Consider the following 14,139-nt stretch of genomic DNA (forward strand, 5'->3'; position numbering starts at 1 on the left):
AGGCGGGTTTGTCGGAGAGTATTTCGGGTCGTTGGGATTTCTGGATCGATCGCGGCGGTACCTTTACCGACGTGGTTGGGCGCGATCCGTCCGGTGCTCTCCACGCCCGCAAGGTCCTATCGGAAAATCCCGAGGCTTATCGCGATGCCGCCGTTCACGGCATTCGTCTCCATCTCGGTCTCGGCAAGGGCGAGCCGGTTCCTGAAGGTGCCATCGGCGAGGTCCGCATGGGCACGACGGTCGCCACCAACGCGCTGCTCGAGCGCAAGGGCGAACGCTTGGCGCTGGTGACGACGAAGGGATTTCGCGACGCGCTGCGCATCGGCTATCAGGAGCGCAAGAAGATCTTCGCGACCGAGATCGTCAAGCCGGAAGCGCTTTACGAGAATGTCGTGGAGATCGAAGAGCGCGTGCTTGCGGACAGCACCGTCGAACTGGCTCTGGACGAAAAGGCAGCGGAGGCGGCACTGCGCGATCTTCTCGCCAAGGGCTATCGCTCCGTCGCCATCGTCTTCATGCATGCCTACAAGTTCCCGGCGCATGAGGCTGCGGTCGCTAAAATCGCAAGATCCATCGGCTTCGAGCAGGTCTCCGTCAGCCACGAGGTTTCGCCGCTGATCAAGCTCGTCGGCCGCGGTGATACGGCTGTTATCGACGCCTATTTGTCGCCGGTGCTCGGCCGCTATATCCGCCAGGTCTGCGATGAGCTCGATGTCGAGCGCACTGGCGCGCGAGTCATGTTCATGATGTCGTCGGGCGGATTGACGGCGGCGGATATGTTCCAGGGCAAGGACGCTATTCTGTCTGGTCCGGCCGGCGGTGTGGTCGGTCTCGCAAAGACCGGCGAGCAGGCGGGCTTTGCCAATGTCATCGGCTTCGACATGGGCGGCACCTCGACGGATGTGGCGCATTTCGATGGCGAATATGAGCGCGCCTTCGAGACGGAAGTGGCCGGAGTTCGTGTCCGTGCTCCGATGATGCTCATACATACCGTGGCCGCAGGTGGCGGCTCGATCCTGCATTTCGATGGCGATCGCTTCCGCGTTGGACCGGATTCTGCCGGCGCCTTTCCGGGGCCTGCCTGCTACCGCAACGGCGGTCCGCTGGCCGTCACCGACGCCAATGTCATGGCCGGCAAGCTGCTACCGGAATTCTTTCCCTCCATCTTCGGACCGAACCAGGATCAGCCGCTCGATGTCGAGACGGTGCGCGCCAAGTTCGCCGCGCTCGCAGCCGAAATAGATGATGGCCGCAGCCCCGAAGATGTCGCCGACGGCTTCATCCGCATCGCTGTTGCCAACATGGTCGAGGCGATCAAGAAGATTTCCGTGCAGCGCGGCTATGACGTGACGCGTTATGCGCTCAACTGCTTCGGGGGCGCCGGCGGGCAGCATGCCTGCCTGGTCGCCGATGCGCTTGGTATGAAGAGCATCCTTCTACATCCGATGTCAGGCCTTCTCTCGGCCTATGGCATGGGGCTTGCCGATATCAGGGCAACCCGCCAGAAGGCACTCGGCGTTTCCCTCGATGATGCAGCACCCGTCGCGATCGCAGCGCTAGGTGGCGAATTGCGCGGCGAATGCGTTCCTGAACTGGAAGCACAGGGCGTCGCGACGGCCGAGATCAAGACGATCCAGCGCGTCCATATCCGCTATGCCGGCACCGACACGCTGCTGGCGGTCGAGACGACCTTCCCCGAAATTGATGACCCCGCGCGGTTGCGCAGCCAGTTCGAGGCACTGCACAAGCGTCGCTTCGGCTTCGTTGCCGAAGATAAGCCTCTGGTCATCGAGGCCGTGGAGATCGAAACGATCGGCGGTGCGGCTGCCGATGTTGTGGTCGAACTGGAGGCTGCCGTCGAGGGTGAAGCACAAGTCACAAGGCGCACTGCCTTCTATTCAAACGGCGCGAGCCACGATGCAGCCGTTGTCCTGCGCCAGGCGATCAAGCCCGGCCAGATCGTGACTGGCCCGGCCATCATCATCGAGCCGAACCAGACGATCGTCATCGAGGACGGCTGGCAGGCACAGCTGACGGTCAAGGATCATATCATCCTCACGCGCATCAAGGCGCTGCCGGAGCGAAATGCCATCGGCACCAAGGCTGATCCCGTCATGCTGGAGATCTTCAACAATCTCTTCATGTCGATTGCCGAGCAGATGGGCATGACGCTGCAGAACACCGCCTATTCGGTCAATATCAAGGAACGGTTGGATTTCTCCTGCGCCGTCTTCGATGCCGAAGGCAATCTGGTCGCCAATGCGCCGCATATGCCGGTTCATCTGGGCTCGATGGATGCATCGGTCGCAACCGCGATCCGCGAAAACGCCGTCATCCATCCGGGCGATGTCTTCCTCATCAATGCGCCCTACAATGGCGGCACGCATCTGCCTGACCTCACAGTCTGCACCCCGGTCTTTGATGATGCGGGTGAGAAGATCCGCTTCTGGGTCGCCAGCCGCGGCCATCATGCCGATATCGGCGGTATCTCGCCGGGCTCCATGTCGCCGCTTGCCACCCATATCGAGGAAGAAGGCGTCTATATCGACAATTTCAAGCTGCTCGATCGCGGCCGGTTCTGTGAGGCGGAGCTTACCAAGCTGCTGACGGGTGCACGCTATCCGGTGCGCACGCTGGCACAGAACATCAACGATCTCAAGGCCCAGGTTGCCGCCAATGAAAAGGGCGTGGCCGAGCTGAAGAAGATGATCGTTCACTTCGGCGAAGATGTCGTCGATGCCTATATGGGCCATGTTCAGGACAATGCTGCCGAAAGTGTGCGTCGTGTTCTCGACCGTTTGTCGGATGGCGAATTCACTTACGAAATGGATCAGGGCTGCAAGATCGTCGTCAAGATCTCGATCGACAAGGACAAGCGCGAGGCAACGGTCGATTTCACTGGCACGTCGGCGCAGCGCCCAGACAATTTCAATGCGCCGCAGCCAGTCACCCGTGCTGCCGTGCTCTATGTCTTCCGCGTCCTCGTTAAGGCGGATATTCCGATGAATGCCGGCTGCCTCCGGCCGATCCGCATCATCATTCCCGAAGGCACGATGCTGACGCCGAAATATCCAGCGGCAGTCGTTGCCGGCAATGTCGAGGTCAGCCAAGCCGTGACCAACTGCCTGTTTGGCGCGGTCGAGGCGCTTGCCGCGGCCCAGGGCACAATGAACAATCTGACCTTCGGCAATGATGCCTATCAATATTATGAGACGATCTGCTCCGGAGCGCCGGCAGGGCCTGGCTTCAATGGCGCCGACGCGGTGCACACGCATATGACCAACTCGCGTCTCACCGATCCCGAAATCCTCGAAACGCGGTTCCCGGTTGTGCTGGAGGATTTCCACATTCGTCCGAATTCGGGCGGGCGCGGCAAGTGGAACGCCGGCAACGGCACGCAACGCACGATCCGCACACGCGAAAAGCTTGAATTTGCTATCCTGTCGGGCCACCGGCGCGTCGCGCCCTTCGGTATCAAGGGCGGCGAGGCAGGACAGACCGGCCGCAATTATGTCCGTCGCAACGACGGCATGATCGAGGAACTGATCGGCTCGGCTCATACGGTGCTCGAAGCGGGCGAGGCCTTTACGGTCGTCACCCCCACGGGCGGCGGCTATGGAAAGCGGGATGAATAGCCAATGTGATGCCGGGTCGAGCGGCATCGATCGCTCGGCCCGGCGAATTTGCAGGGCTTGATCCGGTTCGAAGGAGTTTTCAGGTGACGTCCGAGGAAAAGAGTAAGCGACGCGAATTGATCGTATCGTCGGCCCATCTTGCAGGCGGCAGCTCGCCGGCTCTGTCGGAGCTGGAATACGGGTCGATCCTCTTTTCCCATGCCTTCAATCGGTGGCTGGTGCGCTGCATGGCAGCGGCCGGCGTGCCCGGTCTTTCACCAATTGAGATCTTGATCATCCATTCGGTGCGGCATCGCGATCGGCCGAAAACGCTCGCCGATCTCTGCCTCGTCCTTGATATCGAAGATACGCATGTCGCCAACTATGCCATCAAGAAGCTGGAGGCAGCAGGCCTCGTCAAAAGTGGCAAGGCTGGCAAGGAAAAGACAATCCAGGTCACCGACAAAGGGCTGGACGCGCTGAAGCGCTATACCGAAATTCGCGAGCGGCTGCTCGTCGAGGCGACGAAAGTATCCGGTCTCTCGCAGGATGGCCTCTCCGATATTGCCTCACATCTCAGGGCATTGTCCGGCTATTACGAACAAGCCGCGCGGTCGGCCGCCACGCTGTAAGATAAAAGGGCGCAAGTTTCTCCCAAATCTTCTTGGCCCTTTCCCGACGGGTGCTTTTCATTGCTTGCTAGTATAATTTGGGTCGCCGGCATCACACGCAAATTCCCGCCCCTTATCTATTCTGTCAGTTCGTACCTATATTAGGATCTGTGCGATCCGTTGGCGGCAATCCGCTTGACGATCTGCGTCGGCCGACCGATGAGATCCAGTTTTTACCACCGCGCAACTTTTGGAAATTGCTGGCTTCGCACGATAGCAAAAGTATGCTTTTTTTGACCGAAAGGGGAATGGTGTAAAAACTTCCATGAACAACGATAGTTTCGAGCTGAAATTTTGGGGCGTGCGGGGAAGCATCCCTGTATCGGGACCGGAATTTGAGCGGTACGGCGGCAATACGTCGTGCATTGAGTTACGCCATGACGGCAGGCATATTCTATTCGACGCCGGGAGTGGTTTGCGTGAGGCAGCAGCTTCCCTGGCCAAGGAAGGGGTCCACAATATCGACCTTTTCTTCACCCATTCGCACTACGACCACATCATCGGGCTGCCTTTCTTCAACGCGATCTATGATCCGCGTGTCAGCGTCGATCTCTGGTCAGGCCATCTGGCGGGCAAGACGACGACGAGGCAGCTAATCGGCCAGTTCATGCGGCCACCATGGTTTCCTGTTGAACCTGACATCTGTCGTGCGACGATGAATTTCCGCGATTTCGCCGCCGGCGACACGTTGAAGCCGCATCCGGGTATCGTCATCCATACGACCAGGCTGAATCATCCCGGCGGCTGTATCGGCTATCGCATCGAATGGGCAGGCCGGGTGATTGCCATGGTCTATGATACCGAGCATGTGGCAGGCAAGCTCGATGAGGCGGCGCTCCAGCTGATGGCCGATGCCGACCTCGCCATCTATGATGCCACCTATCTCGAAGCGGAGATGCAGAAATATCTCGGTTTTGGCCATTCCACATGGCAGGAGGGCATCAAGCTCGCCAAGAAGGCTGGCGCCAAGCGGCTTGCCATGTTCCATCACGCGCCCGGCCGCACGGACCGCGAACTGGATGAGATGCAGCGCGATGCACAGAAGAGCTTTCCCGAAGCGTTCTTCGCCTTTGATGGACAATCGCTGCAGCTCTGAGACACCTTTTGGCTGGAAGTGTCCGTTGTTACACTGGGAAGCACCACTTTGACTGGAACGGCTTTCGGGAGGTTGAAGACATGGCCGTCAAGCGAATGGACAATGTCGGAATCGTCGTCGAAGACCTGGCAGGGGCGATCGATTTCTTTCGTGAGCTCGGTCTTGAGCTCGAAGGGCAGGCCACGATCGAAGGAGAGTGGGCCGGGCGTATCACTGGGCTGGGCGATCAGCGCGTCGAGATCGCTATGATGCGCACACCGGACGGCCACAGCAGGCTCGAGCTCTCCCGTTTTCTTGCGCCGGCTGTCGTTGCGGATCACCGAAATGACCCGGTCAACGCTTTGGGCTATCTCCGCGTCATGTTTGCCGTCGACGACATAGACGACACCCTTGAAAGGCTCCGCATGCGCGGCGCGCAGCTCGTCGGCGAAGTCGTCCAGTATGGCAACGCATATCGCCTCTGCTATATCCGTGGGCCTGAGGGGCTTCTCATCGGACTTGCTCAGGAACTCGGCTGAGCGCGACAGAACGACTAATGCACGAAGTCGCCGACCGGCCGCCATTCGATGGCGGCATGGCCGGCCGTCTCCTCGAACAGCCTCTCGACAAAATTCCAAGCGAGATCGTCGTGGACGAGATGGTGGGTCATCACCCCGATCGGTTCGTCGTGGTCGTCGAATCGAATCCGGAGTTCCTCCACGAGACGCTCGATCACTTCAGCATGCGGCAGGCCGCCGCGCACCCCGTGCCATCGCATGATATCGATATGTGTGTTGATCAAGCCGATGGGGGCTTGCTTTGCCAATCCGAAAACGGAGACGGCACGATAGCCGAAGGGGGTGAGATGCGGCAGCAGCGCATTGTCGATCCTGTTCCACGGCGGTACCAGCAGTGGTGCGAACTGCCCACCATAAAGAGCTTTGAGCTTATCGAAACCGCAGCGCAGCTCGTCGAGCACGACCGCCTGCGGCCGGTGAAGGCCGAGTTCCTGCTTCTTGGTATCATCAGGCGCATAGTTCTGGTGGGTCCAGCCATGCACAGTGGCCGTGACGCGGCTTTCGCCCGCCAGGCGTTCGGCGAGCGCCTCACCCGTCGGTTGTGGAATGATCGCAAGCGCGATCGGCACGTCAAAACGATTGGTAAGCGATAGAAGCCGATCGAGCGCAGGGGTCGGCTCGATGGCGTCGTCGTCGCGGAACCAGAGTTTCACCTTTCGTCCGGCCTCGCTCCATCGGCACAGCTCGTCGCGCAGAGCCTGCCATTCGGTTCTATCGCTCATAATAAGCATCTCCCAGATATGTTCGAAGAATGGTTTCCAGCCGCCTCGACGCGGCGGGCAGTGAACGCTCCTGATGAACGAAGTCATAGGCTGCGTTTGCCATGGCCCGATGCCGGCTCGCGTCGTTCAAAAGCTCGGCGATAGCGCCGGCATAGGCCTCAATATCGCCTTCCTGTGTTAGAAGTCCTGTCATACCCGCCATCACCACTTCCGGCACACCGGCCGTTGCCTGCGCGACGACTGGCAGGCCCGCCGCCTGCGCCTCCAGATAGGCGAGGCCATAGGCTTCGTTGCAGCCGGGCCAGACATAAAGGCCAGCGGTCGCAAGTTCTTGCGCGATCTCAGTGGTGGATCGCTCTCCGCACCAGATGATGCGGTTCTCGCCAAATGCGGAGAATAACGACCCGACCTCGCCTCGCATCGGCCCATCACCGATGATGGTCAGGGTCCAATCCTGATCACGGATGATATGAAGCGCACGCGCCAGCATGGTGTAGCTGTCAAACTTGTCGCCCTTGCGCAGCATCGCCACGGTAATCAGCCGCAGTGGCTCGGCGGAGGAGCGTGCAAAGGGCGACGTATCGATGAAGGGCAGAAAACGCTCGTAGCGGCCATCGGGAATCGCATCGAGCAAACCGGTCCGGTCCCGCTCGGTAAAGCACAGATTGACAGCGGCAAGCCTCACCGCATCGGCAATAAGGCGCTGGTTCTCCTGCCAGCCGGTCTCGTCATGACGGCGGGAATAGGATGCCTCCGCCGTGACATAGGGAATGCCGAGCTTTCTTGCGATCGATGGACCGATAAGATCGGGCGTCTTGTAATAGGGGTGATACGTAAACCACAGATCGGGCGATAACATACCGCCCCACTGCTCCAGCAATCGCTCTGTCTCACTTTTCGCCTGCCGAGTGATCTCCATGCGTGGGCCGGCTTCCGGAGTGGGCGTGAAGCTGCGTAGTTCAGAAGCGACTTCGACCTCATGCCCCGCCATCTTCAATGCCGCGATGATCTGGCGCGCCATCAGCCGGTCGCCGGATGGAACCGGATGGGTAGGCGACTTTAAGGGAGCGTAAAAGGCAATCTTCATGATGTCGTCGCACAGTTGACGATTAAGTGATGGCAGGAACCCAAATCGTGAAATGATTGCCCGAATTCCGACCTGTTGCGTGACAATAAGGTCCCTGCTTCAAAAGGCCGCATCCTCGACAGCATGCAGCGTTGCGGCTAGATGGTAGGCGATAACCGTTTTCGGATCAGTTGTGAACGGGCAATATACATTGGGTTTGATGACCATCGAGGCGAAAAAGCCAATCATGACCGATCGCTTCGTGCGAAAGCTGCGTCTCGGCTCGGGTCTAATCGTTTTTGCTTTCGTAATAATGCATCTGGCCAACCATTCCCTTGGTCTGATTTCGCTTGGTATGGCCGAATACGCCCAACATTGGTTTATGGCGGTTTGGCGCAATCCAGCTGGAACCTTGCTGCTCTATGGGGCGCTGATTCTGCATATCCTGCTGGTCCTGCGGATGCTCTACAAGCGCAGAACGCTCGTCATGCCCGCCGGCGAAGCCTTTCAGATCGTCACCGGTTTGTTGGTGCCCCTCCTGCTGATCGACCATATCGTTGCGACACGCATCGTTCATGAGGTCTACGGCTATCACGATACCTACAAAGCGATCGTGCGCACCCTGTGGGTGACTTCGCCGTTTAACGGGATGCGCCAATCGTTCGTCCTCCTCATCGTCTGGCTCCATGGATGTATCGGCGTTCATTTCTGGCTGCGCTATCGTCCTTGGTACACGGCGATCGCGCCGGTCGTGCTGTCGCTTGCCATCGTCCTGCCGGTTCTCGCCTTGCTCGGCTTTGCCGCGATGGGCAGGACCGTGGCGCATGAGGTCGCCCAAGAGGATGAGCGCGGCTATCCGGGCGGCTATTACAGCGACGTGCGAAGCTTCGGCGAGTCGGGCTCGGCCCCGGGCGGTAAAATGGCGGAAGCCCTGTGGCCATATCGCGCCGGGTTCTATGGCGCCTTCAGTCTGTCGATCGCCACTCTTTTCGCCTTCCGGGCGCATCGCAGGCTGCGAGAACGGCAATATCAGATCGCTATTCGTTACGCAGGCGGGGAAGTCGTGCATGCACCACGCGGCTTCAGCGTGCTCGAGGCAAGCCGTCTTGGCGGCATTCCACATTACTCGGTCTGCGGCGGCAAGGGGCAGTGCTCGACCTGCCGCGTGCAGGTCATCGAGGGAGGCGAATACCTGCCGCCGCCCGAGCCGCTGGAGCAGAAGACCCTGAACCGCATCGGCGCTACGCCGGATGTCAGGCTTGCCTGCCAGCTGCGTCCGACCGGCAATGTCAGCGTGGTGCCGCTGCTGACGCCGATGGCCGAGGCGACTATCCCTGTGTACACACAGGCCGCAAGTCCCGGCCGCGAGCGTGAAATCGTCGTCTTCTTCTGCGATCTGCGCCATTTCACGTCGCTGACGGAATCGCGGCTGCCTTTTGACATCGTCTTCCTGCTCAACCGCTATTTCGCCATCGTCGGCCGCATCGTTGAGGAGAATGGCGGCCGGATGGATAAATTCATCGGCGATGGCGCCATGGCGCTCTTCGGCCTTCGCACGACTCCAAAGGAAGCAAATCGCCAGGCCTTGAAGGCGGCGGCGGAGATCATCCGCGAGATCGACAAGCTTAGTGCCGAGCTCGCTGATGAGCTGGCCGCCCCGCTCGAAATCGCCATCGGCATTCACACCGGCCTCGCGGTCGTGGGTTCTATGGGCTATGGCAGCGTCAAGAACGTGACGGCGATCGGCGACACGGTCAACGTCGCCAGCCGCCTGGAAAGCGTCGCCAAGGAATTCAACACTGCGCTCGTCTTTTCGGAGCCTGTGGCGCAGCTTTCGGAAGTCGACATTTCCGGCATCGAAAGCCGCGAGATCGCCGTCAGAGGCCGGGGCGAGCCCTTGCGGGTCTATATCGTTTCGAAAGAGGCGAGCGCCCATTTTGCCTGATTTCCAGAGCGTGGCGGCGGCATCGGCCTTGTCCGTTTGCAATGGAATGACGTCGGTGTAGAGATGGCGCTCATGTTCGACGGCAAGATTCTTACAAGAAAATACTGGAAGCGAGCTTTTCGCCGCAAGCGGGACGCGATAGCCACGCGCCTGTTCAATACCCGGCTCGGTCGGGATATCCTTGTCAGTGCCATAGGTCCCCGCGTGAAGACGATGACGGTCGATTGCGGCGATCACGTCCTCAGTTTCTCGCCGGCCGACTACATCGGTCGCAAGGTTTTTCGCAAAGGGCATTTCGAGCGCGACCATGTCGATCGCCTGCTGAGCCGACTGCGCGAGCACGGCCTGTTGCGCAAGGGATCGGCGCTTCTGGAACTCGGCGGCAATATCGGCACGCAGACCTGCTACTTTGCTTTAAGCGGCGCCTATGACCGCATCGTCAGCGTCGAGCCGGATCCGCGCAATTTCCGCCTGCTGGCGGCTAATATTGCCGATAACGACTTGCGGGAAATCGTGACCGCGATCAATTGCGCCGCTGGCGATCGCGAGGGGCAGCTCGACTTCTATCTCAACCACAAGAACCATGGCAAAAGCAGCGCGTTGCGGCAAAGTCCGACCGATGAGAAGATCTCGGTGCCCGTCCGTCCGGTTGGCGATATTCTGCTGCAGGCCGGTGTCGATCCCGCCGATATCGGGCTGATCTGGATGGACATTGAAGGATACGAGCCTGTTGCCTGCCGTTCGATGGGCATATTGATGGCCCGAAAGGTACCGCTTTATATGGAATTCACGCCGGCCTTCTATGGCAAGGATCAGACCAAAGACTTTATCGCCGATCTCACTGGATACTACGGCGAATGCCTCGCCTTCTTCGAAAGCGGCGAGCGGATCATGAAGGTGGTCGAACTGCCGATGGCGGGGGAACAGTTCGACGTTCTGTTCCTACGTTGAAGCTATCTGCGCCGATAAATGAAATAGCGCCCGCCCTCGACGCTCGAGGGCAGCGGTAGCTCTACGAGATCCCGATGGTCGAGGGGAAGGCCGCTAACCGCAAGCCCGCCAGGTGCCAGCACGCTGGCCATGATTTCCGGCAGCCACGTCAACGTTATCGCATCCTTGTCTTCATAGCCGGTGCCGATATCGGCATGGGCGAGCGAGGCATCGGCGCCAATGAAAGTTCTTGCCGTGTCCTTGATCTCACCGAGAACAAGGTTTTCAGCCGACGGCATGGAAGGGCCATAAGCGTTGACCGTCCGGTCGAATGCAACAATGCGACGGTCGGGAAAGAGTTCACGCAGATGATCGAAGGTGCGGCCATTGCCGAGGCCGAGTTCCAGCACCGGGCCGTCGAGCGTTTTCACCTCATCTGCAACGGCGTTGAGAATGTCGCGCTGCGCACTGAGGCGGCGAATGAAACTATCCAGGCGGCTCATCGTATTTAAAATATCCTTGGCGTACTATGCCTCTCCCGCCGTGGCCTAGCATGGCGGGCATCGCGGCGTCGACCACCCGCTGGCTTTTCGAGGCATTTGCTGTAGGGATAGATCGTCACGGCGCTCACGGAAGGGGGATATCATGGCCGAGCTGTCCAACGATGATTTCTTCCATACGCTCTCCGGTTTCAGCCGTTTCGAGGGGGTGACCGAGAGCGCCAACTATCAGCCCCTGCCGGGTGACTGGCTGATTGCGATCGCCGATATCGTCAGTTCGACGAAGGCGATTGCCGAAGGTCATTACAAATCGGTCAACATGGCAGGCGCCAGCGTGATTTCCGCCGTGCTCAACGCTTTGGACCGGGGCGATTATCCCTTCGCCTTCGGCGGCGATGGCGCTGTGGTGGCAGTTCCGCCCTCCGGCGAGAAGCAGGCGCGACAGGCGCTTTCAGCTGTGCGGGGTTGGGTGATGGAAGAGCTGCAGCTCGATCTACGCACGGCCTTGGTGCCGATGAGTGCAATCCGCGGGGAGGGGTTCGACGTGAAGGTCGCGCGGTTCAACCCAAGCGACCACGTCTCCTACGCCATGTTTTCAGGCGGCGGCACGAGCTGGGCGGAACAGCAGATGAAGGCAGGACGTTTCATCGTCGAAGCGCCGCCGGAAAAAGCGGAGCCAGATCTCACAGGCCTTTCCTGCCGCTGGAACCCGATCAAGGCGCAAAATGGCGAGATCGTCTCCATCATCGCCATCCCCGGCGAGAATGGAAACGGTCCGCAATTTCAGCAGTTGGTCGCCGATATCATCGCGATCTCTGCAGAGCAGAGCCGCGACGGCCACCCTGTCCCCGTTGAAGGTCCGACGCCGGCATTGAGTTTTGATGGTGCCGATATCGAGGCGCGGGCTCTTGCCACTCCGTCTCATCGCTGGTGGCGCAAGCTTGCCATTGACGCGCAGGTCATTCTGCTCTGGATTCTCTGTAAGTTCGGAGCGAGAGCTGGAACCTTTGACGCCAACATCTATCGGCGCGATCTTGCGGCAAATTCCGATTTCCGAAAGTTCGACGATGGTCTGAAAATGACCATCGATGTCGATGCCGAGCATCTCGAACGTATCGAGGCACGCTTACGTCAGGCAGAGGCGGAAGGCGTGTGTCGCTTTGGCCTGCATCGGCAGGACAGTGCGCTGATGACCTGTTTCGTTCCGACACCGCTCATGCGCGACCATATGCACTTCATTGATGGGGCGAGCGGGGGGTATGCGATGGCAGCCATGGCATTGCGAGGAAAGTGGCCGCCCAAGCTTGCCGCGGACGAATAAATTCATCTGCAGCACGCAAGGCCGTAGTCGCAATTTTATCGATCCATTTGCTTTTTGCCATTGTGTCAGCTGAATATGCGCCTTATCTGAATGAGAACAAAACGAGAGTCGTCAGCGGTGACGACTGTTCTTTTGCCGCATTTCATGTGCGGGATGTGAGGTACCTGCGCGATCCAAGATGGCAATGGAACGTATCGGTGCCGCCGCATGATGTTTCTTCCAGTCTTTGACGATGGGCTGGAAGTCCCGGATACGGCCGCCGGCGAAATCGACGGTACGCTGTGGTAGGGTCGAGGCGTCAAGCATTGCAGGATGGGCCGCGAGAATAATGGCAATTAATTCGGGTGTCTCTGATATTCTTATCGATAAAGTTGCGGAATGGCTGACGCAGGCCGCTCTAACGGGCGAGAATCTGGAAACCGTCGTTCGTGGTTTCTGCGAACGCATGGCCGCCACCGGGATGCCGCTCAAGCGCGTGCACCTGACTTTCTCGATGCTTCATCCGCTCTATGACTCGCTCGGCTTTACCTGGCGCCGGGCTGGCGGTCTGACCATCGAGGGCTATCGGCACGGAAACGAAAGGCCGGAGCGTTTCCTACAGAGCCCCTACTATTATCTTCTCTCTAACAATCTACAGCACCTGCGCCGCAGGATCGATGGTGACGGCGCGGTCGAGTTTCCGATCTTCGAGGACCTGCGCAAGGAGAAGGTGACCGACTACATGGCCTTCGTGCAGACCTTCGGGGCTGGTTCGATGCAGGGCATGATGGGCTCCTGGTCCACCGACAACCTTGGCGGCTTCAGCGAAGATATGATCGGCGCGTTGATGCGCATGCAGAACCATCTCGCCATGGCCGCCAAGATGGCGGTTCTCGGCAAGCTCGCCAACAATATGCTGACCACCTATCTCGGCGGCGATGCCGGAAAGCGCGTGCTGAACGGCCAAATCCGCCGCGGCGATGGCGAGACGATCCGGGCAGCGCTCGTGATGGGCGACATGCGGCAATCGACAGTTTATGCCGAAAAGGAAGGGCGCCAGGCCTATATCGATACGCTGAACGAATTCTTCGACGCGATCGCAGCGCCGTTCAACCGAAATGGCGGCGAGATATTGAGCTTCCTCGGCGACGGTTTTCTTGCTGTCTATCCATGCGGACGACACAAGGATCCGTCCAAGGTTGCCTGCGAAGCCGCGCTAACAGCCGTTTTCGAGGCGCAACGCCGTGTTGCCGCGCTCAACAGCGATCGCCAATCGCGCAATCTGAGCGAGGTGCGCTACGGGATCGGCCTGCATGTCGGCAACGTCATGTTCGGCAATGTCGGCTTGAAGGATCGGCTGACCTTTTCCGCTTTTGGGGCCGCGGTCAACGAGGTCGAGAGGCTGCAGTCGCTGACCAAGAAATATTCGACGGAGGTCGTCGCCAGCCAGGCTTTCTCAAGCTACACCGATTGCGAATGGGGGACGTTGGGAGAAGAAAAGCTGCGCGGCGTGCGCCAGCGCTTCACAGTTGTCTCTCCGAAGGCTGCGGCAGCAGCCAGCCGCGCGCTGGAGATCTTCCAGGATACGGTGCCAGATAGCCTCTCCGAGGCCGAACAAGTTATTCTCTTGCACAGGGATGCCAAGAAGTTCGATGGCCGCCTTCAAGTTGAAAACCTGACTCCGTAACCGCAGATGCGCCTCGCTTCAGCATAAGCCGATATATCGCTGGAAAGGCGA

At 59.4% G+C, this 14,139-nt stretch carries 11 protein-coding genes; 8 read left to right on the forward strand and 3 right to left on the reverse strand.

What is annotated here, in order from left to right:
- Positions 1–8 precede the first annotated feature (8 nt).
- The 4 genes from ACYJRZ_RS14665 to ACYJRZ_RS14680 all read left to right on the forward strand — a co-directional run bounded on the left by ACYJRZ_RS14665 (position 9) and on the right by ACYJRZ_RS14680 (position 5,899).
- Positions 9–3,635, forward strand: a complete 3,627-nt coding sequence (locus ACYJRZ_RS14665; RefSeq protein WP_459460586.1) for a hydantoinase B/oxoprolinase family protein — start codon at positions 9–11, stop codon at positions 3,633–3,635.
- Positions 3,636–3,718: 83 nt separating this feature from the next.
- Entirely contained in the window at positions 3,719–4,246 is a 528-nt protein-coding gene (locus tag ACYJRZ_RS14670) for a winged helix DNA-binding protein (protein WP_459459895.1), read from the forward strand.
- Between the two features lie 304 nt (positions 4,247–4,550).
- Positions 4,551–5,381: an MBL fold metallo-hydrolase gene (locus ACYJRZ_RS14675; RefSeq protein ID WP_459459897.1), complete on the forward strand. Its 831-nt coding sequence runs from the start codon at positions 4,551–4,553 to the stop codon at positions 5,379–5,381.
- 80 nt (positions 5,382–5,461) lie between these two features.
- Positions 5,462–5,899, forward strand: a complete 438-nt coding sequence (locus ACYJRZ_RS14680; protein ID WP_459459899.1) for a VOC family protein — start codon at positions 5,462–5,464, stop codon at positions 5,897–5,899.
- Positions 5,900–5,913: 14 nt separating this feature from the next.
- On the opposite strand, the gene ACYJRZ_RS14685 is transcribed toward ACYJRZ_RS14680, so the two are convergent.
- Both ACYJRZ_RS14685 and ACYJRZ_RS14690 read right to left on the reverse strand, forming a co-directional pair.
- Entirely contained in the window at positions 5,914–6,660 is a 747-nt protein-coding gene (locus ACYJRZ_RS14685; protein WP_459459901.1) for a polysaccharide deacetylase family protein, read from the reverse strand.
- A complete protein-coding gene (locus ACYJRZ_RS14690; protein ID WP_459459903.1) occupies positions 6,650–7,747 on the reverse strand; it encodes a glycosyltransferase family 4 protein in 1,098 nt (365 codons plus the stop codon). The genes ACYJRZ_RS14685 and ACYJRZ_RS14690 overlap by 11 nt, the downstream gene beginning before the upstream one ends.
- Before the next feature lie 199 nt (positions 7,748–7,946).
- Between ACYJRZ_RS14690 and ACYJRZ_RS14695 the strand changes: the two genes are divergently transcribed.
- Positions 7,947–9,671, forward strand: a complete 1,725-nt coding sequence (locus ACYJRZ_RS14695) for an adenylate/guanylate cyclase domain-containing protein (protein ID WP_459460588.1) — start codon at positions 7,947–7,949, stop codon at positions 9,669–9,671.
- A 72-nt stretch (positions 9,672–9,743) separates the two neighbouring features.
- On the forward strand, positions 9,744–10,622 hold the full coding sequence (locus ACYJRZ_RS14700) for an FkbM family methyltransferase (RefSeq protein WP_459460590.1): 879 nt from the start codon (positions 9,744–9,746) through the stop codon (positions 10,620–10,622).
- A gap of 2 nt (positions 10,623–10,624) precedes the next feature.
- On the opposite strand, the gene ACYJRZ_RS14705 is transcribed toward ACYJRZ_RS14700, so the two are convergent.
- Positions 10,625–11,104 (reverse strand): class I SAM-dependent methyltransferase, encoded by a 480-nt coding sequence (locus ACYJRZ_RS14705; RefSeq protein WP_459459905.1) that lies wholly within the window; start codon positions 11,102–11,104, stop codon positions 10,625–10,627.
- A gap of 142 nt (positions 11,105–11,246) precedes the next feature.
- On the opposite strand from ACYJRZ_RS14705, the gene ACYJRZ_RS14710 reads away from it, so the two are divergent.
- Together ACYJRZ_RS14710 and ACYJRZ_RS14715 are read left to right on the forward strand one after the other, a co-directional pair.
- Positions 11,247–12,422 (forward strand): DUF3095 domain-containing protein, encoded by a 1,176-nt coding sequence (locus ACYJRZ_RS14710; RefSeq protein WP_459459907.1) that lies wholly within the window; start codon positions 11,247–11,249, stop codon positions 12,420–12,422.
- A 328-nt stretch (positions 12,423–12,750) separates the two neighbouring features.
- Entirely contained in the window at positions 12,751–14,088 is a 1,338-nt protein-coding gene (locus ACYJRZ_RS14715) for an adenylate/guanylate cyclase domain-containing protein (RefSeq protein WP_459459909.1), read from the forward strand.
- Positions 14,089–14,139: the final 51 nt, after the last annotated feature.

The organism is Rhizobium sp. No.120 (genome assembly GCF_054558365.1).